Annotated in this window: 16 protein-coding genes; 11 read left to right on the top strand and 5 right to left on the bottom strand. The window is 46.2% G+C overall.

Annotation, left to right across the window (positions count from 1 at the left end; all coding sequences use genetic code 11):
• The first annotated feature begins 12 nt into the window (after positions 1–12).
• The 5 genes from DESLBE_RS05240 to DESLBE_RS05210 all read left to right on the top strand — a co-directional run bounded on the left by DESLBE_RS05240 (position 13) and on the right by DESLBE_RS05210 (position 9,772).
• The gene (locus tag DESLBE_RS05240) at positions 13–1,197 is read left to right on the top strand and encodes a pyridoxal phosphate-dependent aminotransferase (protein WP_144675484.1); all 1,185 of its coding nucleotides are present in this window, start codon (positions 13–15) and stop codon (positions 1,195–1,197) included.
• Positions 1,198–2,044: 847 nt separating this feature from the next.
• On the top strand, positions 2,045–4,354 hold the full coding sequence (locus DESLBE_RS05225; protein WP_144675482.1) for a cell wall-binding repeat-containing protein: 2,310 nt from the start codon (positions 2,045–2,047) through the stop codon (positions 4,352–4,354).
• A gap of 254 nt (positions 4,355–4,608) precedes the next feature.
• Positions 4,609–7,554, top strand: coding sequence for an EAL domain-containing protein (locus DESLBE_RS05220; RefSeq protein ID WP_015943970.1), 2,946 nt, complete (start codon positions 4,609–4,611; stop codon positions 7,552–7,554).
• Between the two features lie 190 nt (positions 7,555–7,744).
• Positions 7,745–8,683, top strand: a complete 939-nt coding sequence (locus DESLBE_RS05215; protein WP_005814538.1) for a DegV family protein — start codon at positions 7,745–7,747, stop codon at positions 8,681–8,683.
• A 201-nt stretch (positions 8,684–8,884) separates the two neighbouring features.
• Positions 8,885–9,772 (top strand): hypothetical protein, encoded by an 888-nt coding sequence (locus DESLBE_RS05210; protein WP_144675480.1) that lies wholly within the window; start codon positions 8,885–8,887, stop codon positions 9,770–9,772.
• Here the strand turns inward: DESLBE_RS05210 and DESLBE_RS05205 are convergent.
• The gene (locus DESLBE_RS05205; protein WP_144675478.1) at positions 9,748–11,217 is read right to left on the bottom strand and encodes a protein adenylyltransferase SelO; all 1,470 of its coding nucleotides are present in this window, start codon (positions 11,215–11,217) and stop codon (positions 9,748–9,750) included. The two genes, DESLBE_RS05210 and DESLBE_RS05205, sit on opposite strands and share 25 nt — an antisense overlap.
• 380 nt (positions 11,218–11,597) lie before the next feature.
• Here DESLBE_RS05205 and DESLBE_RS05200 point away from each other — a divergent pair, with 380 nt between their 5' ends.
• Both DESLBE_RS05200 and rarD read left to right on the top strand, forming a co-directional pair.
• Positions 11,598–12,422: a nucleotidyltransferase domain-containing protein gene (locus DESLBE_RS05200; protein ID WP_144675476.1), complete on the top strand. Its 825-nt coding sequence runs from the start codon at positions 11,598–11,600 to the stop codon at positions 12,420–12,422.
• Between the two features lie 279 nt (positions 12,423–12,701).
• Positions 12,702–13,619, top strand: a complete 918-nt coding sequence (gene rarD / locus DESLBE_RS05195; protein WP_005814542.1) for an EamA family transporter RarD — start codon at positions 12,702–12,704, stop codon at positions 13,617–13,619.
• A gap of 50 nt (positions 13,620–13,669) precedes the next feature.
• On the opposite strand, the gene DESLBE_RS05190 is transcribed toward rarD, so the two are convergent.
• Positions 13,670–14,743, bottom strand: a complete 1,074-nt coding sequence (locus DESLBE_RS05190; RefSeq protein ID WP_018307226.1) for a methionine synthase — start codon at positions 14,741–14,743, stop codon at positions 13,670–13,672.
• Between the two features lie 186 nt (positions 14,744–14,929).
• Here DESLBE_RS05190 and DESLBE_RS05185 point away from each other — a divergent pair, with 186 nt between their 5' ends.
• From DESLBE_RS05185 to DESLBE_RS05175, 3 genes are all read left to right on the top strand, one after another.
• The gene (locus DESLBE_RS05185; RefSeq protein WP_144675474.1) at positions 14,930–16,060 is read left to right on the top strand and encodes a GIY-YIG nuclease family protein; all 1,131 of its coding nucleotides are present in this window, start codon (positions 14,930–14,932) and stop codon (positions 16,058–16,060) included.
• Entirely contained in the window at positions 16,041–16,505 is a 465-nt protein-coding gene (locus tag DESLBE_RS05180; RefSeq protein WP_005814545.1) for a hypothetical protein, read from the top strand. The genes DESLBE_RS05185 and DESLBE_RS05180 overlap by 20 nt, the downstream gene beginning before the upstream one ends.
• Before the next feature lie 67 nt (positions 16,506–16,572).
• A complete protein-coding gene (locus DESLBE_RS05175) occupies positions 16,573–16,872 on the top strand; it encodes a DUF1905 domain-containing protein (protein ID WP_018213043.1) in 300 nt (99 codons plus the stop codon).
• Here the strand turns inward: DESLBE_RS05175 and DESLBE_RS05170 are convergent.
• A complete protein-coding gene (locus tag DESLBE_RS05170) occupies positions 16,858–17,535 on the bottom strand; it encodes a DUF1905 domain-containing protein (RefSeq protein WP_243131233.1) in 678 nt (225 codons plus the stop codon). The two genes, DESLBE_RS05175 and DESLBE_RS05170, sit on opposite strands and share 15 nt — an antisense overlap.
• 17 nt (positions 17,536–17,552) lie before the next feature.
• Complete coding sequence (locus DESLBE_RS05165; RefSeq protein ID WP_015943972.1) at positions 17,553–18,422, bottom strand: AraC family transcriptional regulator; 870 nt, start codon at positions 18,420–18,422, stop codon at positions 17,553–17,555.
• Positions 18,423–18,597: 175 nt separating this feature from the next.
• Between DESLBE_RS05165 and DESLBE_RS05160 the strand changes: the two genes are divergently transcribed.
• Positions 18,598–20,214, top strand: a complete 1,617-nt coding sequence (locus DESLBE_RS05160; protein ID WP_005814549.1) for a cell wall-binding repeat-containing protein — start codon at positions 18,598–18,600, stop codon at positions 20,212–20,214.
• A 93-nt stretch (positions 20,215–20,307) separates the two neighbouring features.
• On the opposite strand, the gene DESLBE_RS05155 is transcribed toward DESLBE_RS05160, so the two are convergent.
• Positions 20,308–21,153, bottom strand: a complete 846-nt coding sequence (locus DESLBE_RS05155; protein ID WP_144678615.1) for a hypothetical protein — start codon at positions 21,151–21,153, stop codon at positions 20,308–20,310.
• Positions 21,154–21,187: the final 34 nt, after the last annotated feature.

Here is a 21,187-nt window from a genome sequence, read left to right as displayed (position 1 = left end):
AGAGGGGATGGCATGATTTCCAGGACCATGCAACAGCAGGTTAACAGTTCCTCGATTATTCGGGCGATGTTTGAAGAAGGAAAACGCTTGTCAGCTCTATACGGAGCTGACAATGTCTATGATTTTAGTTTGGGCAATCCTAATGTGGAGCCGCCTGCTGAAGTAAAGCAAGCCATTATGGACATTTTAAATGAAGAGAATTCCACAACCGTTCACGGCTATATGAATAATTCCGGCTTTGAAGATGTGCGGGGAGCCATCGCCGCTTCCCTTAACCAACGATTCGCCACAGGGTTTGCAGCTGATAATATTCTCATGACGGTAGGCGCAGCCGGAGGCTTAAATGTTATCTTCAAAACCCTGCTCAACCCGGAGGATGAGGTGCTTACCTTTGCTCCTTTTTTTGGCGAGTACCGCAACTATGTTCAAAACTATCAGGGCCAGCTGATCGTGGTTTCGCCCAATACCAAGGATTTCCAACCTAATCTGGAGGAGCTTAAGGAGAAGATTAGTCCAAGGACCAAAGCTGTTCTGATTAATTCTCCCAACAACCCCACGGGTGTGGTTTATTCAGCGGAAACCATAGCTGCTTTGGCGGATATTCTCCGAGCAAAGCAGGAGGAGTATGGCACAGTGATCTATCTGATCGGAGATGAGCCCTATCGGGAGCTGGCCTATGATCAGGTGGAAGTGCCCTATCTGACCAAGTATTATGAGAACACCATCGTCGGCTATTCCTACAGCAAATCCCTCTCCTTACCGGGAGAGAGAATCGGTTATCTGGTGATTCCGCGGGAGGCTGCGGATTATGAGAATTTGATCGCCGCCGCCAATATAGCCAATCGCATTCTCGGGTTTGTCAATGCTCCTTCCCTTTTCCAGAGGGTTATCGCCAAATGCCTTGATGCCCAGGTTAACCTTGACAGCTACAACCGGAACCGGGAGCTGCTTTATAATGCCCTGGTATCCTACGGCTATCAGTGCATTAAACCCGAGGGGGCCTTTTACTTATTCATTAAAACTCCCCTAGAGAATGATCTTGAGTTTTGCACCCTGGCCAAGAGTAAAAATATTCTCATCGTTCCGGGCACTTCCTTTGCCTGCCCGGGATATGCCCGGATTGCTTATTGTGTGGCTTATGAAACCATTGAGAGGGCTCTGCCGGGATTCGAAGCGTTAATCAATGAAGTGAGTTAGGACTACTATAAAAGCCTTGGGTCGTGTAGCTTTACGCCCAACGAACCTTCGGGCGTGAGCTCCTGAAACCCTCCACCGGAGGCTTTCTCCATCGGAGCTCACGTACTCCATAGCTCCAGAGCTGGCTTACTAGCTTTCTTAACAGCATCTGCAGCGGATAAGTACTCTTTGGGGCGCGCCGCTTTGAGCGAAACTGTCCACCGGACACTTTCGACGCCAAACCTTGGGGTAATACCTGATGTGAACCGTGGCTGCGCTACGTTAAGAAAGCCACGTTCACCTGACCGCTCCTCCACTAAAGCCGTTCCCTATTGTGCGTAAAGCTACGCTTGAGGGGTGGCTTTTTCAGGTTCGTTTCAGGGAAGCCGGCTATGCCGCAAACGGTGCTGGTAAGGACGGAAAAAGCAGCCCAAGGATTTTGCTTTACAAAAGGGAGCGAATTTAAGCGAGCGGAAACAAAACTTCGCGAAAAGCACGCAGCGGAGTCGGGTTGGAAACAGGACGTTTCCAACCGGCTATGAGGCAGGAGCCGATTTAGCCGGGTACCCGACAGAGCGGAGAGCTTTTCGCGTTAGTTTTGTCCGCGTAGCTTATTCAGCGACCGGTGTAAAGCAAAATCCTGGAGAACCAGCTTTTCGTCTCTCTTTCGAAGGAGAGAGAAGCCCTGTAAAAAAACTTTAAAAAATAATGTCAGATTTAAACAAGCTGAAACGTCATTATAAAACAAAGACTTACTCCAAAACTTAAGAAAAGAGTAAGTTTTTGTTTATTTTTATTTAAGAATTATAAAGTCCAAACTATGGTAAATTTTATATAAGACAGACAGAGTACCAGAGGGGGAACGATAATGATGAACGATTGTCAACTGAGGCCTATGAGTCTGAAAACCTGTGTGACCATGCTCTTTTTAGCAGTAGCTATCGCATTGTTGGCTCCTTCGGTTACTTTGGCGTCAGCCGGCCCGACGATTCAATACTTCGGGGGATCGGACTGGGAAGTATTCAATGGGGTGGATAACACTCATGACGGAGGTTATGTGGTAGTAGGCCATAGCAGCTCTAACAATGGAGATATGGCGGGATTGAACAAAAGGTATTCTGATGCGGTGATTGTGAAGTTTTCAGCCAATGCTGAGGTTCAGTGGGTTAAAACTTTCGGCGGCCGCTCCGTTGATAGTTTTCAAAGTGTGAAACAAACCAAGGATGGCGGATACATAGCGGTCGGCTCAAGCTCTTCCACAGATATGGATATGAAGAATTCCCGCAAAAAGGTTCGGGAAGAGGGACAGGATACTTCTAATAATGACGCCATTATTGTCAAGTTTAACTCCCTGGGGGAGGTGGAGTGGTTCAGGGATTTTGGCGGCAGCCTGGGTGACAGCTTTAATGGGGTGGTGGAAACTCCGGAAGGGGATTTCATTGTCGTAGGAGAGTCTGAATCAAAGGATGGGGATCTTTCCGGTCTTGCTCAGGGAAATAGTGATGCTATCTATGCCCGTTATCAACGTGACGGAAAATTTATGGGAGCTTACAGTTATGGCGGCTCCCTCAGCGACGGTTTCAATGATCTGGTTCTGCTCGCCGATGGCAGTGCGGTGGCTGTGGGCTACAGCGGCAGCAACGACAAGGATATGAAGGACACAGGACCCTGTCTGCTTAAAGGGATCGTGGTTAAGATCCATAAGAATATGAGTATATCCTGGGCGACTTCCGTGGATTTAACCGATCCCAGCTATCAGCGCCTGGTGCATTCTGCCGGCAATGGGCTCCAGGATATCAAGGTCACCCATGATCAAGGCTTCATCGTCGTGGGCAAAGGGATATATCTTGAGCGAAAAGCTGATGGCAGCAGCAATATGAATGAAGATGGCAGGATTTACAAATTTGATGCTCTGGGCCGGGAAGAATGGCATGACACCTATACAAACCAAGCCTATACCCGTTTCTTCGGTGTGGCCCAGGATCAGGCCGGCGCTTACACGGTGGTGGGGGACAGCTATATGCCGGGAGCGAAAAAGATCATCGCTCTGCGCTATGACTCCCATGGAGTACGGCTTTGGGATAAAGAAGATGAAGGAAGCCGCAATCGTTATTTATTGAGCCTTGTGCCCAAAGGAGATCAATTCGTGGCCGTAGGGTCCAAGTACATCCAAGGCAAAAGTGAAGAAGGCCTTTTATATATTGGCCGTTTTGAAGAAGAGGGCAGCAAGCTGGTGATGGCCCCCAACACAGGGAGCCATCCTGCTGAGACAACGACACAGCTGGAAGTCGGTGAGACAGAGCGACTTGCGGGCAATGACCGTTATGAAACGGCTATTGCCATCAGCAAGAAAGGATGGGAAAAAGCAGAGCATCTTGTTCTGGTCAACGGCAATAATTTCCCTGATGCACTGGTCGGTTCAAGCTTTGCCTACCTCCAGAATGCCCCTATCCTCATAACCCCTGCCGATAGGCTGGATGATCGGGTAAGTGCGGAAATTAAGCGGTTGGGAGCTAAAACAATTACTATTCTGGGGAATAGTGCTTCAATCACGCCAGCCATTGAAAATCAGCTGAAAGCAGGATATAAAGTGACCCGGATCAGTGGGGCGGAAGTGCTGGACACTGCAGTTAAGATTGGGGAGGAGATCCGAAAGGTTAAACCTTTTGACACGGTTATTATCGCTACTCAGAGCAATTTCCCCGATGCTTTGGCCATTGCTCCTTATTCGGCGAAGGAAACGATCCCGATTCTGTTCACGGAAAAAGACAGGCTAAGGCCGGATACTAAGAAAGCTTTGGCAGGGTGGGGGATTAAAAACGCTATAATTGTAGGCGGTACCGGTGTGGTTTCCCTTGATGTGGATCTTGAACTGGATGCTCTCGGCCTGACGATTACCCGGCTGGAAGGGGAAGATCGTTATGATACCGCTTTAGAGATAGCCAAACACTTTGGGGCGGGAACCCCTTATTCTGCTATAGCAGTGGCTACCGGAGAAAATTACCCCGATGCCCTGACCGGGGCTGTTCTCTCGGCCAAGAACAACACGCCGCTTATATTGGTAACGGGAGACCGTGCCAAGAGCACAGTTCTGGACTATTTAAATCCCCTTTCGCTTAAGAAAGCGACCATTTTTGGGGGAACCGGGGTAGTTGCAGATGAAATTTTTAAACACTAACAGATAGACAGACCGTAACCCGAAGACCATCTCTTCGGGTTCTTTATCTGGAGTTTTTTCATCAGCCGTCCTTGCCGTTCAGGGGCGGCAATCTTCCGGATACCGGCGGAAGTATGCCTTAGAAGAAGGAACTAAGACATTTAATGGAGAATATAGTAGAATATTTAGACATAACTCAGAGAAAGCGGCAAAAGACCGTTAGAGTTGCACCAAATAACAGGGGGTGTCTTGGGGCGGTTGCTGGGGGTGAGATGATGTTTCATTCATTATTGAGAGGGAGAGGTTGGCTGAAGGCGATCTTTCTTATGCTGTTTTTACTTGGTGTCTCCATCATACCTAAGTTTGGTTATGCCTCCCAGGAGCCGGTCCATATCCTGATTCTTAACTCCTACCACCAAGGGTTGGAATGGACTCATGATCAGACCGATGGAATCCTGCAAAAATTGCAAAGTCACGGAGAGCAGCAGATTTATGTGGAATATCTGGATTGGAAAAGGTACCCTACCTTAGACAATCTGAACAACCAGTTTGACTATTTACAGGCTAAATATACCGGCCAGCAGCTGGATCTAATTATAACCACGGACGATATGGCTTTGAAATTTGCCTTGGCTCATCGCGGGGAAATTTTCGCCAATGCTCCCATTGTTTTCAGCGGTATCTTAGAAAACAGTGCCCAAGAATTATTGCAGGGTCAGGAGCGGGTCACCGGGGTTTATGAGATTCTTGATTCAGAAGGGACCATCAGGCTGGCTTTGGCCATTAATCCCCAAGTGAAGCATATTTATGTTTTGAACGATCTATCGGAAAGCGGTCTGGCCTGTGGTGACGATGTGTTTGCTGCTGTCCGTAAAATCAATGGGGAAGAAGCCCGCGGACTGGTTGCTCACAGCCTCGCTTATTCGACCATCAATGAGATCCTTCATAAAGTTTCGGCACTGGATAATGACAGTATCGTGTTGCTTGGCTCCTACAATATGGATAGCACCGGGCTGATATTATCCACAGAAGATGTAGCCAGCGAAGTCAGCCGGAGCAGCAGTGTACCCATTTATTCTCTCTATGAGTTTCTGCTGGATAGCGGGGTGACCGGCGGCAGTTTATTGAGCGGGCGTGTTCAAGGCGAACATGCGGCAGACCAGGCTCTCAAGATCCTAGCAGGTCAGAATGTCGATACAGTGCCCATCATCAGGGAGCACACCTTTGTTGCGGGCTTTAATTACAATGAATTGATGCGTTTCAATATCCCGGAAAAATTAATCCCTCAGGACAGTATGGTCATTAATAAGCCTTTTTCCTTTGTGGATACTTACCGTTCCCTGGTCTATATAACAACCGGGGTCCTTTTGCTCCTCATCCTTTTGGTGACAGGCTTATTATTCAATATCAGAAGACGAATTAAGGTAGAAACTAACCTGAGAATCAAAAACGAAGAAATATCAGCCATGCATGAGGAGCTTACAGCCACGGAGGAAGAGCTTAGACAGCAATTTGACGAACTGCTGAGCAATCAACGGCAATTGAAGGAGACTCAGGAACTCCAGGAATTGGTCCTTGAAGCGGCTATAGATGCTATTTGGGACTGGGATATGATTCGGGATATTCGGGTTTACCACTCCAAAAACTCCTCCCTTTTGGGATATAAAGGGGACGAAATCCGCAGTGTTGAGCATTGGAATGCCCTGATGCATCCCGACGACAAAGCAGAATTTCAAAAGAAGCTGAATCAGCACCTGTTTGAGAAGACTGCCCGTTACAGCTGCGATTATCGGATTAAGGATAAAGATGGAGAGTATAAATGGATCCGCGCCTTTGGCAAGGCCTTGTATGACCAGAGCGGCAATCCTTACCGGATGGTGGGGTCTCACCGGGATATTACAGACATCAAAGAAAAAGAAATGCATATCAAGTATTTAGCTTATCATGACTTTCTTACGGGGCTGCCCAACAGGGCTCAGATCCAGGAAATTATTAAAAGTGAAATCCTCAAAGCGGAGGAACAGGGCACCCTTCTTGGTGTTTTATTCCTCGATATCGATAATTTTAAAGCGATCAACGATTCATTTGGCCATCCTACAGGGGATCAGCTTTTAATCACAATCAGCCGTCATCTGACCCAAATCTTAGACAATCATGTGGTAGCCCGTTTGGCTGGGGATGAATTCCTTATTCTTATCCGGGATATTCAGGAAAAAGAGCAGGCCATAGATTACGCAGAAAGAATTATGAAGCTCTTCGAGACAGCCCTCGTTATTTATAAGCAATATTGCTATATCTCAACCAGTATCGGGATTACTTTCTACCCTCAGGATGGGGAGAGCTATGAAAGCCTTTTGATCAACGCGGATACCGCAATGCATAAAGCCAAAGAATTAGGCAAGAGAAACTATGTCGTATTTAATATGGAAATGAAAAGAGCCGTGGTGGAAAAAGCGGAGATTCAAAACAATTTACGGAAAGCCATAGAATTTGAAGAATTCGTTCTCCACTATCAACCCCAAGTGGAACCCCATACAGGAAAGGTGCTTGGTTTAGAGGCCCTGATACGCTGGGAAAAAGAGCATAAGCTTATTCCCCCCAATAAGTTTATCGGAGTTGCCGAAGAAACCGGACTAATCGTACCCATTGGGGACTGGGTCGTTGCAACAGCCTGCGCATTTCTGAAAAAGCTGCATGATTTGGGTTACCGGGAGTTAACTATGTCCGTCAATATATCGGCACGCCAACTCCAGGAAGATCGATTCGTGGAAAAGGTCTTAAAAGTCCTCCGGGATAATGATCTTGATCCAAGCAAGCTTGAGCTGGAGATTACGGAGACGATGCTGATTGAATTTTTAGATGCTAAAATAAGCAATGTCCTGGCCCGGCTGATTGAAAATGATATCAAAATCTCTCTGGACGATTTTGGCTTGGGGTATTCCTCCCTTAACTATATTAAACAATTGCCTATTTCCACCTTAAAAGTGGATAAGTCATTTATTGATGACATACAATCCACTCCGGAAAGCAAGAATATCACCGGTTTAATCGTTATCATGGCTCATCAGCTGGGCTTAAAAGTGGTGGCTGAAGGGGTGGAGAAACCCGAACAAAGAGAGTATCTGATCAAATACGATTGTGATGCAATCCAAGGCTATTTAGCCAGCAAGCCTCTGCCGGAAGAAGAGCTCATTAAAGTCCTGAATAAGAATCTTTTATGAAAAGAGTTTTATACAACCAGTTAACTTGAACTAAGCTCGAAAGCGCAGCTGTAGACAGTTATTGTCTATGGCTGTTTTATTGTCTAAAATTGCATTATTTTGAGCTATTATTTTTATTTTTGGAGGAAATTTGAATAATTTGACGAAAGAGTATTAGGTTAAGTGCTACTAATTTTTTTGGGGGATTGAAATGATAAAAATCTTAGCGGACTCGACATGTGATTTGTCGCAGGAGGTATTGGAGAAGTACAAGATCGACATTGCACCACTTACTATTTGTATTAAGGATAAGGATTATCGGGATCGGATCGATATTACACCCGATGAGTTCTATGGTTTTATCGAGGACCTGGACGCTCCCCCAACTACATCAATGCCGAGTCCCGCGGAGTATCTGAAGATTTTTAAGCGAGCTATTCAAGAAGGTCATAGCTCTATTCTCTGTATCTGTATGTCCAGTGGCACCAGCGGCTCTTATCAATCGGCCGTTATCGCACGGGACTATTTTTTTGAGGAACACCCTGAGATGACGGATCGGGTTCATGTGGTGGATTCTAAATCCATGAGCCATGGCAGCGGCTGGTTAATTTTAAAAAGTGCCAGAATGAGGGAGAATGGGGCCGCTTTTGCTGAGCTTGTGGAGTTTAATGAGGCCCATAAGACCAGTGTGAAGCATTACCTTTCTGTTGATGATCTGGACCATTTGATTCGCAGCGGCAGGCTGACCAACGCCAGTGCTTTTGTAGGTAAACTGTTAAAGCTGAAGCCGATTATGACCATGAAAAAAGGCAAAGGGGCCATTGTGGCCAAGGAGAGAGGCCGGAAGAAAGTCCTGGAGCATTATGTTTCCGAGTTTTCCCGGCGGGTTAATGATGAGCTGACCGATTTTATTATTATCGGCTATACCTCTGATATAACTTATGCAGAAAATTTAAAGCATAAAATCGAAAGAGATACCGCCTACAAGGGCGATATCTTTATTATGCAAATGGGAGTAGCGGTAGGGACACATGTCGGTCTGGGGGCCTTATCCATGTTCTTCCTGGAAAAGGGCCGCATGAAAGACAATCTGCTGATCAATGAGGTCCATGGACTGGCTGCCTTGAAGAATCAACTCTTAAGGAATTAATCTTAAGGAATTAACTCCTGGATGAAGGGGCTGATGCAAGAACTGCAAAGTTCATTGAGCAGCAGCCTCTTTGATTATTCAGCGGACTTTTTATACCCGGTGAATGGCAAATAGAGGGTGTGAGGGAGATTTAGAAATCAGATTTGTGATATAATGGATTATAATGGTATAGAGTCCTGGATAGGTGGGAGGTGCTTCGTTATGAAAAAGCAATTTGCCTATACTCTGATGATTATTCTGGTCACTGTTTCAGCGCTGCTTCTATCGTTAATTAACAATCACGGAAAGGGCGCAGTATCGGATTCTGTACATAGACTTCCGGCGTATCATATCATGCCTTGTCGAGCTGAGTTTGTCATGCTGTTCTATGAGACGCAGGAACGGGTTGGCTTTCGTATGCTGGACGGTATTTTTCTGTACAACTACCAGGAAGACCGTCTCGAAGCGGACTTCGCCCTCAGTGAGGGCTGCTTCGAACCAGAGTACGCAATTTGTCCTTGGATGAGTACCGATGAAAAGGGCATCATCATTGGAGGGTTAGACGTTACACATGGAATATGGAGCAGCCACTATTATCGGTATGATATTATGAACCAAAAGATGGTACGGATAAACGGTGACGTGACAGAGGTCGCCAAATTTCCCGATCCAGGCGAGGACCGGCGGATAGAAGCTTTCAGTGCAAAATCCTGGGCAGTAGAGGATCTTCGCTATAATCCGGTGGGAAGCGATAAAATCTATATTCCCTTCAAGGCGGAGGAGATTCCTACCATGGCCTATGAAATGCAGAATAGGGATTCGGATATTCCAATTGCGCCAAGAGTGACCTTGATGCCCGATGGGCGGTTTCAATTTACATACTCCTTGTTAAGCAGCTACATTAATTTCGGACAATACAACATTAATGGAGCAGAATATACCATGGTGACTAAGGACGGACGGTATACATTTGTATTTTATAAAGAAGGCGATAGCTTCGTCTTTAATGCTGAGCGATCTGCAAGGTGTATCTTTGATGATGGAACAGAATTAGCTGATGGAACTGTGTTTTTAAAAACGAGGAATCAGGTGCCACAAAAGGTTCGGTAAGGGCAGCTGGAAGGTTCTGGCGGCGTACTGTACTTAGACTGTTCAGGTAAATGAGCGTAAGGTTTGGCAAGAACATGAAGGAGTTGTTTTACCATACTGTAGTCTTCCTCTTCAGCCCTTTGCAATGCAGCCTCTACCCGGTGGTTACGTGGGATTACCGCAGGATTGCTGTTGCGCATCAACAGGTGTGAGGAATCCTTGGCTTCCTGTTGTCTTTCGCTTCTCGCCTGCCATTGTTTTTCCCAGTGAAGGAATTCCGCACTGTTAAAGAAAGGAGAATCCCCCGGTTTATTAAAGGTTAGGGCAAGAAAGGTGTTCGTATAATCCGCTTGATGTCTTGCCATCAAATCAAGAAGGCCTTTAATAAGCGGTTCATCTTCCGGCTCTTCATTAAATAATCCAAGCTTAGCTCTCATCCCTGTGAGCCAATGGCTATGAAACAACGCAAAGAATTTTGAAACTTCATCTTCTGCTAACTGAATAGCTTCTTCCTCGTCGGTATTAAGCAAGGGCAAAAGGGTTTCGGCAAATCTTGCAAGATTCCATCCCGCCATGTACGGTTGATTACGATAGGCATAACGGCCCTGACGATCAATAGAACTAAATACGGTTGCCGGATCATAAGCATCCATAAAGGCGCAAGGGCCATAATCAATGGTTTCACCACTAACGGTCATGTTATCGGTATTCATTACTCCGTGAATAAAGCCAACAAGCTGCCATTTGGCGATGAGTATGGCTTGACGCTTAATGACCTCCTGAAGTAGGGAGAGGTAGGGATTTTCATCTTTGCTGTATCCAAAATGACGTTTCAGCGTATAGTCAGCCAAGGTTCTGAGCTCTTCAACGGTACCCCAGCGTGAGACATATTGAAAAGTACCGACACGGATATGGCTGGCGGCAATACGTGTAAGTATAGCACCTGGCAGCAGGGTTTCACGAATGACTGGCTCACCTGTTGTAACTACGGCTAAGGAGCGGGTCGTAGGGATACCCAGTGCAAACATTGCTTCGCTGATGATGTATTCCCGCAGCATAGGTCCAAGTGCTGCCCGACCATCCCCTCCGCGGGAGTAAGGTGTTTTGCCTGAACCCTTGAGTTGAATATCGACCCGTTTCCCCTGGGGGGTAATCTGTTCTCCCAGCAGTAGGGCCCTGCCATCGCCTAACATAGTAAAATGACCGAATTGATGTCCTGCATAGGCTTGGGCAAGCGGTTCAGCGCCTGGAGGAAGCCTGTTGCCGGCCAATACCATTATATTTTCTGCACTTTTTAGTAATGGAACATTAAGCTCCAACCCTTCGGCCAAGGCATCATTGAGTATGACTAAGGTTGGCGAAGGTACAGGGGTCGGGTTGAGCTTCATATAAAAGGAATCAGGAAGTGAAGCATAAGAATTGGCGAAATTCCATCCGGTTTTTAGTTCTGTTTGTCCATTTATCATAGTGTACTCCTTTTTTGCCATTTCAGGGAGTATTACTTGCACGGTGCATAAGAGCACCCCTGTAATTTTCCGACATACTTGATCAGGATGAGCATAGTATATCTATTGTTTGTTTTTTAGACAAACAAATTCCTGGCTAATTCTGAGGTTTTTACCGTGTTTTTCAGGTTTTACATGCAGAATAAGTTCCCTTCATTTTTGCACAGCCGGGGGACCATAAGGGAGCAGACCACTACTGGATTTCTGTTATATTTCGAATGAAATGAAGTGGTCAATGCGATGCTTGTCATCCTTGAGCTTATTAATTTATAATTAGGTTTGGAAATAATAGGCCGATTTGTAATAAAGCAATGGTGGCCTTACGGGAAAGGTGAGCCGAAATGAATGAGATTAAAGCGGTGTTAGATCAAGCGGTTGCTGCGCTATCGGCTGTACCAGGCATTCAAGCCGTTGTACTTGGCGGCTCGCGCGCAAGAGGCACGCATTCCCCGGATTCAGATATTGACATTGGCATTTATTACGATAACATCGTTCTTGACCTTGCAGCTTTGAACAAAGCAGCGCAAAGGACAGATGATGAACATCGGGAAAATCTGATTGCCCCCCCCGGCGAGTGGGGGAAATGGGTTAACGGCGGCGGGTGGCTTATCATCAATGGATATCATGTTGATTTCATTTTAAGGGATGTCGAGAGGGTAAGAACAACAATTCATGAATGCCAAGAGGGTATCGTTTCCGCGCACTATCAAACGGGGCACCCTCACGCATACATGAACGCTATGTATATGGGGGAGCTGGCAATCAGCAAATTATTATGGGATTCAGCAGGGGAAGTATCAAAGCTGAAAGCTATTGCCGAAGTATATCCTCCTAAAATGAAGATGGCAATCATTCAGTTTTTCACATTTGAAGCTGATTTTTCATGTATGTTTGCCACAAGTAACGCATCAAAAGACGACAGATATTATGTCATGGCTCATCTTGTACGCTCTGTTTCCGGCCTTAACCAAGTTCTCTTTGCGCTTAATGGGAAATACTGCCTGAACGAAAAGAAAGCCGTTAAGATGATTGAATCATTTCCGATAAAACCCGCTGATTACCAGAATAAAGTAGACAGCATTTTTGCCGGAGGGAATCTGCCTGTAGCCTGTGATAGTTTAAGGCAATTAATTAACGAAGTAAAAAGCTTAATGCCAAGATTTTAATAGTTTATTCAGCACATCGGGCCAAGTTGGCCCGGACTGTCACGGGATAGAAATCGAAAACGGAGGATAAGGCATTAAACCCTTACCCTCCGTTTCTCCATACTCGTAAATCCGCATGAATACAGGCTTTCTCAAAGGCTATTATAACAGATTAGCCACACTAACTGACGATAAAATCTTATGCATGGTTTTGGCCTGACTCAGAAAAGGGTGTATAATATAGTGTCAGGCTTTGATCTGATGCCTTAGTTCTGATATAAAGTATTTAGTGAGGTCAAAATGGAAGAAAAATCGTCAAAAACCGGAGTGTTGTCTGCCTTGGCTGCTTACACAGCCTGGGGATTGCTGCCTATCTATTGGAAGACGTTGCAAAGTGTGCCGGCACAGGAAATTTTAGCTCATCGGATTACCTGGTCCTTTGTTTTCGTCGCCTTGTTGGTTCTGTATAAAAAGCAATGGGGTAAGATCAGAAGTGTACTCCGGGATCGCTCAAAAGTGTTGGGACTGCTGTTAAGCGCCTTGCTGGTCACATCCAACTGGTATATCTATATTTGGGCGGTAAACAGCAATAGAGTTGTGGAAGCAAGTCTTGGCTATTATTTTAATCCCCTGATCGTTGTTTTGATGGGGATTATGGTGCTGGGTGAACGGATCGATCGCTGGCAGATTGCGTCCATCGTTTTGGCATGCCTTGGGGTACTTATCCTTGCTTTGGAGTATGGAAAAATTCCCTGGATTTCCTTGGGTCTGGCGACAACATTCGCTTTATATGGTTTGGCGAAACGGCTGGTGGCTGTGGACTCCTTGCTGGGCTTGACTTTAGAAACCGCCGTAGTTACACCTATTGCCATAATTTATCTTTGGACCGCAGGGGCAAACAGTGGGGGAACAATCAGTCATTTTGGTGTTCCAACCCTGCTGTTGCTCATGGGAGCGGGAATCGTGACGGCCATTCCCTTGTTATGGTTTGCCCATGCCGCCAAGAATGTGCCCTTTACAACGATAGGCTTTATTCAATATCTATCCCCTACGTTAAGCCTGGTGCTTGGCGTGTTCGTCTATCATGAGGAATTTACGTCGACTCATGCCTTGAGTTTCGGCTTTATTTGGTTGGCTTTAGCTGTCTATTCGGTTTCCAGGATAGTTGTTTTCCGCAAGGCCAATCTGGGTGTAGCTCATTCTTTACAGGGGAAATAAGATCGATTCAAGGTGTTGGCATGACAGGTATTTTTCCTAGCGAATTCTTCTTAATCCCGATAGGATGTACTTAGCTCCTGGAGGAGAGCATAAATTCTTTCCGCCAGCTCAATGTCCAAGGTACCGGTACCGCAGCTTGGGGTAAGCATGCTTTGTGACCGCAGCCGGTCTTCGCTGACTCCTCTTTTGGTTAGCTCTTTAATGTTCGTTTCCAGACGCTCGCGGAGGCTCGCCGCCGATTCTCCCCAGGCTTTGGCTGAAGTGGGAACGATGCCCCAGGAGAGAATGCCGCCTTTCTGGAGAAATCTTTCCAGAGGTTCGGCAAGGACAGCCATACTTGTCATATACTCATAGGCGTCAAAGTTGACGACCCTGATCTTGGAGTCGAAGAGGAGGGTCCAATCCATTCCGGCACAAACGTGAGCCCCGGGTATTCCGCCTTCGGCGAGAATTCCTTCGGCCACTTCATTAATATTCTCGATCAAGATAGTTCGATCTAAAGTCAGGTGGGTCGAGGCGCCATAAGCATACAGGCCGGGGTCATCGATGGACATCAGGACGGGCAGCCCGTACTGAGCCAGCCGTTTCGTCTGCCAGCGGGCGTGACAGCGCAGGGATTTAACCAGGATATCCCGTTGGAAGTCGTCATAGTAGGCTGCTTTGCGGTTGGGGTCTGTAATTTGCATGCCCAGGGTTACCGGGCCGCTTAACTGTCCCTTCAAGAGCAGGGCTTCCTGGGTACCTTGCTGGTCAAGTACGTCGCAAAACTCATTGAATCCCAATCCTCCCTCCGGAGTGAAGCCGAATTCGGCCAAGGCATTGGGATCCCCTGCTTCAGCATGAAGATAATACTCGTAAAAATGAGCCATCCGCTCCGTCCAATCCGGGGCATCCACTTGGAAACGGGGCTGCTCAAATCCGCCAATACAGCCTGTTTCAATCAGCACTTTTAGATACTGCCCCACAAAGGAGCTTTCTGCTCCCAGTTGAGGGAGCTGGGGCCAATGAGGTGCCTGGGGGAGGGCTTTCCATATCTGGCTTAAAGCTGTTTCAGCTTGAGCATAGGGGAGACTGCCTACGCCTGTGGCGAGGAAGCGGGGCTGCCAAGAGGATGAATCGAACATAGCATGAACCTACTTTCTTCGGAGAGTATTAATGGATAATAACTTTATAATCATATATTTTGGAATTGATATACATAGATTATATCTTTAATGGAAGTCATTAGCAAAGAGATTAGCAGTTACAGACCCGATGTGGAGCCCCAAATGCTGAAAACTGCCTAGTCGAAGTAGGGATGTTGAAAGTTTATGGAGGATAAGAACTGCTTAAAAGAGAAATTAAAGGATCTGCCGGAGCAGCCGGGAGTTTATTTAATGCAGGATTCCTTGGGGAATATTATCTATGTGGGCAAAGCCAAGAACCTCAAGAACCGGGTCTCCCAATATTTTTATAAGCAAAAGGACCGGGACCCTAAAGTGGAGGAAATGATCCTGCGTATTGCGGATTGGGAGTACCGGATAGTGGATACAGAGCTGGATGCCCTCCTGGAAGAGTGCCGCCTGATTAAGGAAATCAAGCCTCATTACAACAGGCAGATGAAAAATCATCAGAAGTATGTCTACATCAAGATACCTGATGAAAGCTTTCCCAGGCTAGACATTGTTCAGGAGAGGGAAGCGGGCGGAGGGATATATTACGGCCCTTTCAGCAGCCGCCATCGGGTGGAAACCGCTGTGGAAGGTCTCAGTGATATCTTCTTAATCCGTAAATGTTCCGCCCCCGGCCGGAGCAAGGGAGGGAATGGCTGCTTGTACCGGCAGCTGGGCACCTGTGTCGGGGTGTGTACCGGGAAGGTCAGTTCTGAGGAATACAGGGAGAGGCTGGATGGAGTTTGCCAAGCGATTGAAGCCGGGGACAAGGGAGCCATGAAGGAGCTTAGCAGCCGATTGGCAAGAGCGGTCGAGGTGCTCAATTTTGAAATGGCTGCCCGTTATCGGGAGTATCTGCTGGGGTTACGCTATATACAAGGAAGACAAAAATTCCTCAAGGGTACATATCGCAATAAAAGCCTGCTGGCCCTTGAACAGTTGGACACTGAAAAAAAGACTGTCAAGGTCTTCCTGATCAAAGGAAATAGAGTAGTGACGAGCAGAGTGCTCACTTGGCTTGATGAGGATTTAAAGCAATTTCTCAGGGAAATCACTCAAGCCCTGGCGGACCAGCCAGGCTGTTCCCGACAGCTGACACAGCAGGAAGTGGACGAGGCTCAAATCCTTGATTCCTATCTCCGCAAAGACCGGGTTATCTCTATTCCCATTACCCAAAAAGCGCTGAAGCAAGGGGCGTTCGTTGAGGATATGCTCAAGCGGATTAATCTCAAGAGAATTAATGAAGAAGAGAAGAAAAAGGGGGATAATTATGGCCAGGAAATCCTTTAACGAAAAGCTCAAACAAAATAAGGATCTACCCAAAGTGGTTCAGGTGACGGACCCTAAATCGGTTATGCGCTATGGCGGTGATAAAATGCTGGTGGCACCGCCCTTGGCTTATGACGAGCAGATGAGGAGAGTTCCTGAGGGTAAAGTGATTACAGCAGACTATCTGAGAAGTTATCTGGCCCAAAAGCATGAAGCAGATTTTACTTGTCCTCTCACAGCCGGAATATTCATCAACATTGCGGCCCATGCTTCGGCAGAACGGGGAGAGGATCCAACACCTTATTGGCGGACCTTAAAGAAGGATGGCCGGCTGAACGAAAAATATCCGGAGGGAATTCAAGGGCATAAAACCTTTCTGGAGAGGGAAGGGCATACGGTGATCCAAAAGGGCAACACTTATTATGTTAAGGATTATCAGGATAAAGAATTTGACCTCAATTCATGAAGATTAATCTCGCTGCTCCCGATTTTTAATTTGAGAGAGATGAAGCGGTACACTAAGGAGAGTTCTCATGAGTAAATTCTATGAATTTGATGCGGAGATCAAGAAGGTGCCGGATATGGACGGGGCTTATATCGAAATACCTTTTGATGTGAAGGCTGAATTTGGCAAAGGCCGGGTTCCGGTAACCGCGACTTTTGACGGTGAGGTCTATGCAGGCAGCTTGGTCAGAATGGGAACTCCCTGCCACATCCTGGGGATTCGTAAAGATATACGCACTAAAATCGGCAAACAGCCGGGGGATACCATCAGGGTCACTCTGCAGGAACGGGAGCCTAAAGGCAAGACCAAGGGATTAGGTTCTGTTTAGGGTACTGACCTCAATATAACTAATAATAGTTTTGTGTGGATAATCCTTTGAAACTCCAGTCGCCGGGTCATAAAAAACGCCGTCAAAGTAAACCAGCAGATGGCTTTTTTCGCAACCCCTTGAGTTTATGATGCAGCACTTGGGGAACATCACCTTTTCCCCATGAGTATAAACAGGCTTTTTGTATGAAAAGCCGAAATAGTCAAGGGTTTCAAGCACTTTACTAATGCTTGCCTGCCATTTTGTACTTTTCATTATTTTTATAACTTCGTCAACAGAAATTCCGGCCAGCATGGCAAGGCATGTTTGCCCGCAATAGCCATTATGGGGTTGCTTCAAATAGGAGATACTTTCAATCTGCCGTATGGGATTGTCTTTATCATACGGACTGTCATTGGTTATTCTGGTCAATTGTTCCAATAGAGTAAATCTAACATCGTATTCGCCGCTTGACCCCAGTTTGCTAAAGATATCCTTGTTAAGTGGAAGCAGATAGTCTCCATTGCCTTTGGGGATAAGTTTGCATTCAAAAGCTATATCATCAATAGTGGCTTTAACGGTTATATTCCCTTTCTTACCACAAGTGTCCCAAACATTGAAGGGTATTTTTATGAAAACTCGATTGCCTTCTTTGTAGCAGCCTGACCTGAATAAATAATGCATAACATCATTCCTTTTCATTATTTCTTAACCAGAGCAATCCATACTTCCTGACGGTTTTCCTGCATGTAGCATTCAATAACCGGCAGGTCTGCCAGTGCATATCCTGAGTTGGGAAGCCATTCGGTGTAAAATTGCTTGTAGACTTTCTGTGTTGCATCAGGGAGCTCTCCGTTCGCTTCAAAAATTGCCCAGGCCGCAGCAGGGAAAGCAAATTCCTCCATCCCTTCAAGTACAGGAATAGGTTGACATTCAGACACATCAACATGGTTGGTTACGGCTATTATATAATTCATTCCTTCGGAATCTCCCCATTGGCCGCCGGCTGCAATTCCTAAAAATCCTGCAGGCCTGTAATCAGGAAAATTCTCCATAAACCTTCCCATTGTTCCGTCTTGCCAGGCCTTTTCCCATAGGCCTGGAATAACTTCAAATGCTGCCGCTGTTTTAACTTTGTGTGAGATACCCATAACTTTAAAGGCAGGCCAGTGTTCAATTTGATAATTCATATGATATGCTCCTTTAATTGTAATTTGAAAGGAGAGCTTGGGGCAGGATTTTAGCTGAACTGTTTCATTTCTGACGCTGGAAGGTAAAACCCCATGAAAGCTTTTAAAGGCACGTGAAAAGGAATCCGGGGATTCATAGCCATACTTTAGGGCAATATCAATGATTCTGTCCGTACTGTTTAACAAATCGAAGGCCGCCATGGTTAAGCGTCTGCTTCTTATATACTCGGACAAGGGCTTATCGGCAATATAGGAAAACATTCTTTGAAAATTATAAACAGAGCAGCCGGCGATTTTTGAAATAGTTTCATAGGAGATCTCCGTTGTAAGATTTTCCTCTATGTAATGTATTGCTTCATTCAGCTGTTTAACCCAATCCATTTTCTCACTCCCTGTTCAATTCTATCTTTTGGGAAATCGATTCGCCCGATAGTTTGTGCCGCATTCTGTAGTTTGTTTTTGAGCCTAATAATTCCAGTGATTCTGCAATTCACATCATGTTATAATCAAAAAGTGTCAGTTTCTGTCGATATGATTGAATTGTAGGGGGTCTATTATGCAGTGGAAACGGATTTCTTTTTTGTCTTTAACAGTAATTCTCCTTTTGAATCTTTTTCCCTTCACAGTTTTTGGTGCCGAAGCAACTGCAGAATCTTCTGCAACCGGAGCCGCTACGATAAGATTATATGGTAAAGACCGCACAGCCACTTCTATCGCCGCATCCCAGCAAGGGTGGACGACCTCGGAAACCGTCATTCTCAATGAATTGAATAATTATGCCGATGCTATCGCCGCTACTCCCCTGGCGGTTGGGCTGGATGCGCCGGTTCTTCTGACCTATGGCGCTCATCTTGATCCTCGGGTCAAAGAGGAATTAAAGCGCTTGGAGGCCAAAAAGGTGATTCTGCTGGGCGGCAATGGGCGGCTATCCACTTATCTGGAAAAAGAACTCACTGAACTCAATTATCAGTGGGAAAGAATTGGCGGACAGGATCGCTATGAGACATCAACCCTCATCGCGGCAAAGGTTCCCAGTGATACCATGATTCTGGTCAACGGAGACGACTTCCCGGACGCTCTTTCCGCGGCGTCCTATGCCGGAAGCCAACAGATCCCTATTCTTTTGATGTCAAACCCTGAGTTTCCCCAAAGCGTATCCGACTATTATCAGCAGCATAGACCCTCCCAGGTCATTGTGGTGGGGGGAGATGGCGTGGTTCCTGATCAACTGCTTGAGGAACAGAATATCCCTGTAAGTCAGCGTTTGGGAGGGCAGGACCGCTACGAATCAGCGGCTAAGCTCTATGAGTATGCTCAAACTCAAAACGTCTATGATGCAAAGCAGCTTTATCTGGCTTCAGGTCAGCACTATCCCGACGCCATGGTAGGAACCGTTCTTGCTGCCAAGAATAACTCGGCCCTGCTGATTACGAAAAGTTATACTTTGCCTGAGTCCATCGCTCCGATTTTTAGCCCGGATAAGCTTGCCGCTATGGAGGTCTTTATTCTGGGTGGCACAGGTGTGGTTTCGGGGAAAATTCAGGCTGAACTGGAAGGCAAAGATTTTATTAAGAACCTGCTGATTGGCAAAACTGTGGTTGTGGATCCCGGTCATGGGTCTCCGGACCCGGGAGCCATCGGACCCGGCGGCTCCAAAGAGAAGGATAATAATTTGGCTATTGCCCGGTATCTGGCCGTGGAGCTGGAAGCGGCCGGAGCCAAGGTGGTCTTGACCCGCAACGATGACAACTCTCCGGCTTATGCTCCGGGAACACCCTACACGCAAAGAGGGGACCTGCAAAAACGTGTGGATATCGCCAATGAAAACAATGCGGATCTCTTCATCAGTATTCATAATGACTCCTGGCAAACGGCTCAGGGCACGACGACCTTCTACTCCTCGGAAAACCCCAGTGGTTCTCCCAGCTACAAACTGGCCCAATATATTCAAAGCGGGTTAACCCAGGAGATTGGCACCAAAAATCTTGGTGTTAAGGATTCGCGGCTTTATGTGCTGAGGAACAATACCATGCCGGCAGTTCTGGTGGAAGTAGCTTTTATCTCTCACCCAACCGAGGAGAAACAGCTCAGTGACAACGCTTTTAGAGAGAAAGCCGCACAGGGAATAAGTCAAGGAGTTCAAGCCTATATCCGTTACCTTGAAAGAGTTTAAATAAACCCGGCAAAGAAGAGGGAGCCGCAAACGTTTAGGCATAAACGTTTTGCGGCTCCTTCCTTAGGTATAGGTTGGAATATATATGATTTTTTAGGGATGTGTTGTTGCTGTTTTTGTATCTTCGTCAGGTTGAATTGTAATAAGCTTACCGTCACGTCGAACAACGATGGATGTGATCTCTTTTTCATTAACGGATATATCCTGATACTGGGTAATTTCCTGCTCCTGGAAATCATCAAACATAGCGTTCGTATTGACTCCAGTTCTCTTTGTTCCGATCATGCTGTAAACCTTGCCTGTGGAACCGGTGATCGAAACAATCCCATCTCTTCCTTGCACCAATTCATTTTCATTGTTATGACTTCTGGCCATGATGTGAATGTCGACAGCTTTCATACCTTCCCCGCGAAAACCTTCATGAAAAGTAATGGCGTGGATGACTATGCCGGTAGGGCGATCTTTCCTGACACGATACAATCCGTCATTCGGTTCAGGAACTCGATGCCCTTTACCTTGTGGTGTTGCCGGAACTGCGGTAAGAATAGGATGCTCCATTTCTTGTGTCAATCGTTCACCGTTCTCAACAATTTGTGTGATTATGCCTTTGCCGCTTTCCCGGCCATAGAGGAAAGAGCCGACATAGTGATCTCCATTCCAATAATAAACTGTTCCTTGGCCATGTGCTAAACCGTCTTTAATCTCTCCTTCATACTCACCATTGGCTAAGGTTAATTTTCCATATGTATTTTCAGGCTGTAGGTCAGTAGAATTCACTTCCGCTTGTTCAGGTGCTTTAACGGGTTTGCTAAAATATGAAGAGTTAGCTAAAGCAACTCCGCCACTCACTACCAAAGCTCCACTTATAATCCCTGCGACAATTTTCTTTTTCATAACCAATTTATTTCCCTTCTCTAATGGACTGGATTCGTTAATCATCAATAACCATACCTCAATTCAAGTATGCATTACC

This window comes from Desulfitobacterium sp. LBE (genome assembly GCF_007830365.1).
Lineage (GTDB): Bacteria > Bacillota > Desulfitobacteriia > Desulfitobacteriales > Desulfitobacteriaceae > Desulfitobacterium > Desulfitobacterium hafniense.
Note: the sequence above shows the minus strand (reverse complement) of the source record. Positions and strands in the feature narration are given on the sequence as shown.

Bases quoted from the DNA above. Each gene is read 5' to 3' on its own strand.
- DESLBE_RS05240 (WP_144675484.1), top strand. From the start codon at position 13: ATGATTTCCAGGACCATGCAACAGCAGGTTAACAGTTCCTCGATTATT.
- DESLBE_RS05225 (WP_144675482.1), top strand. From the start codon at position 2,045: ATGATGAACGATTGTCAACTGAGGCCTATGAGTCTGAAAACCTGTGTG.
- DESLBE_RS05220 (WP_015943970.1), top strand. From the start codon at position 4,609: ATGTTTCATTCATTATTGAGAGGGAGAGGTTGGCTGAAGGCGATCTTT.
- DESLBE_RS05215 (WP_005814538.1), top strand. From the start codon at position 7,745: ATGATAAAAATCTTAGCGGACTCGACATGTGATTTGTCGCAGGAGGTA.
- DESLBE_RS05210 (WP_144675480.1), top strand. From the start codon at position 8,885: ATGAAAAAGCAATTTGCCTATACTCTGATGATTATTCTGGTCACTGTT.
- DESLBE_RS05205 (WP_144675478.1), bottom strand. From the start codon at position 11,217: ATGATAAATGGACAAACAGAACTAAAAACCGGATGGAATTTCGCCAAT.
- DESLBE_RS05200 (WP_144675476.1), top strand. From the start codon at position 11,598: ATGAATGAGATTAAAGCGGTGTTAGATCAAGCGGTTGCTGCGCTATCG.
- rarD (WP_005814542.1), top strand. From the start codon at position 12,702: ATGGAAGAAAAATCGTCAAAAACCGGAGTGTTGTCTGCCTTGGCTGCT.
- DESLBE_RS05190 (WP_018307226.1), bottom strand. From the start codon at position 14,743: ATGTTCGATTCATCCTCTTGGCAGCCCCGCTTCCTCGCCACAGGCGTA.
- DESLBE_RS05185 (WP_144675474.1), top strand. From the start codon at position 14,930: ATGGAGGATAAGAACTGCTTAAAAGAGAAATTAAAGGATCTGCCGGAG.
- DESLBE_RS05180 (WP_005814545.1), top strand. From the start codon at position 16,041: ATGGCCAGGAAATCCTTTAACGAAAAGCTCAAACAAAATAAGGATCTA.
- DESLBE_RS05175 (WP_018213043.1), top strand. From the start codon at position 16,573: ATGAGTAAATTCTATGAATTTGATGCGGAGATCAAGAAGGTGCCGGAT.
- DESLBE_RS05170 (WP_243131233.1), bottom strand. From the start codon at position 17,535: ATGCATTATTTATTCAGGTCAGGCTGCTACAAAGAAGGCAATCGAGTT.
- DESLBE_RS05165 (WP_015943972.1), bottom strand. From the start codon at position 18,422: ATGGATTGGGTTAAACAGCTGAATGAAGCAATACATTACATAGAGGAA.
- DESLBE_RS05160 (WP_005814549.1), top strand. From the start codon at position 18,598: ATGCAGTGGAAACGGATTTCTTTTTTGTCTTTAACAGTAATTCTCCTT.
- DESLBE_RS05155 (WP_144678615.1), bottom strand. From the start codon at position 21,153: ATGATTAACGAATCCAGTCCATTAGAGAAGGGAAATAAATTGGTTATG.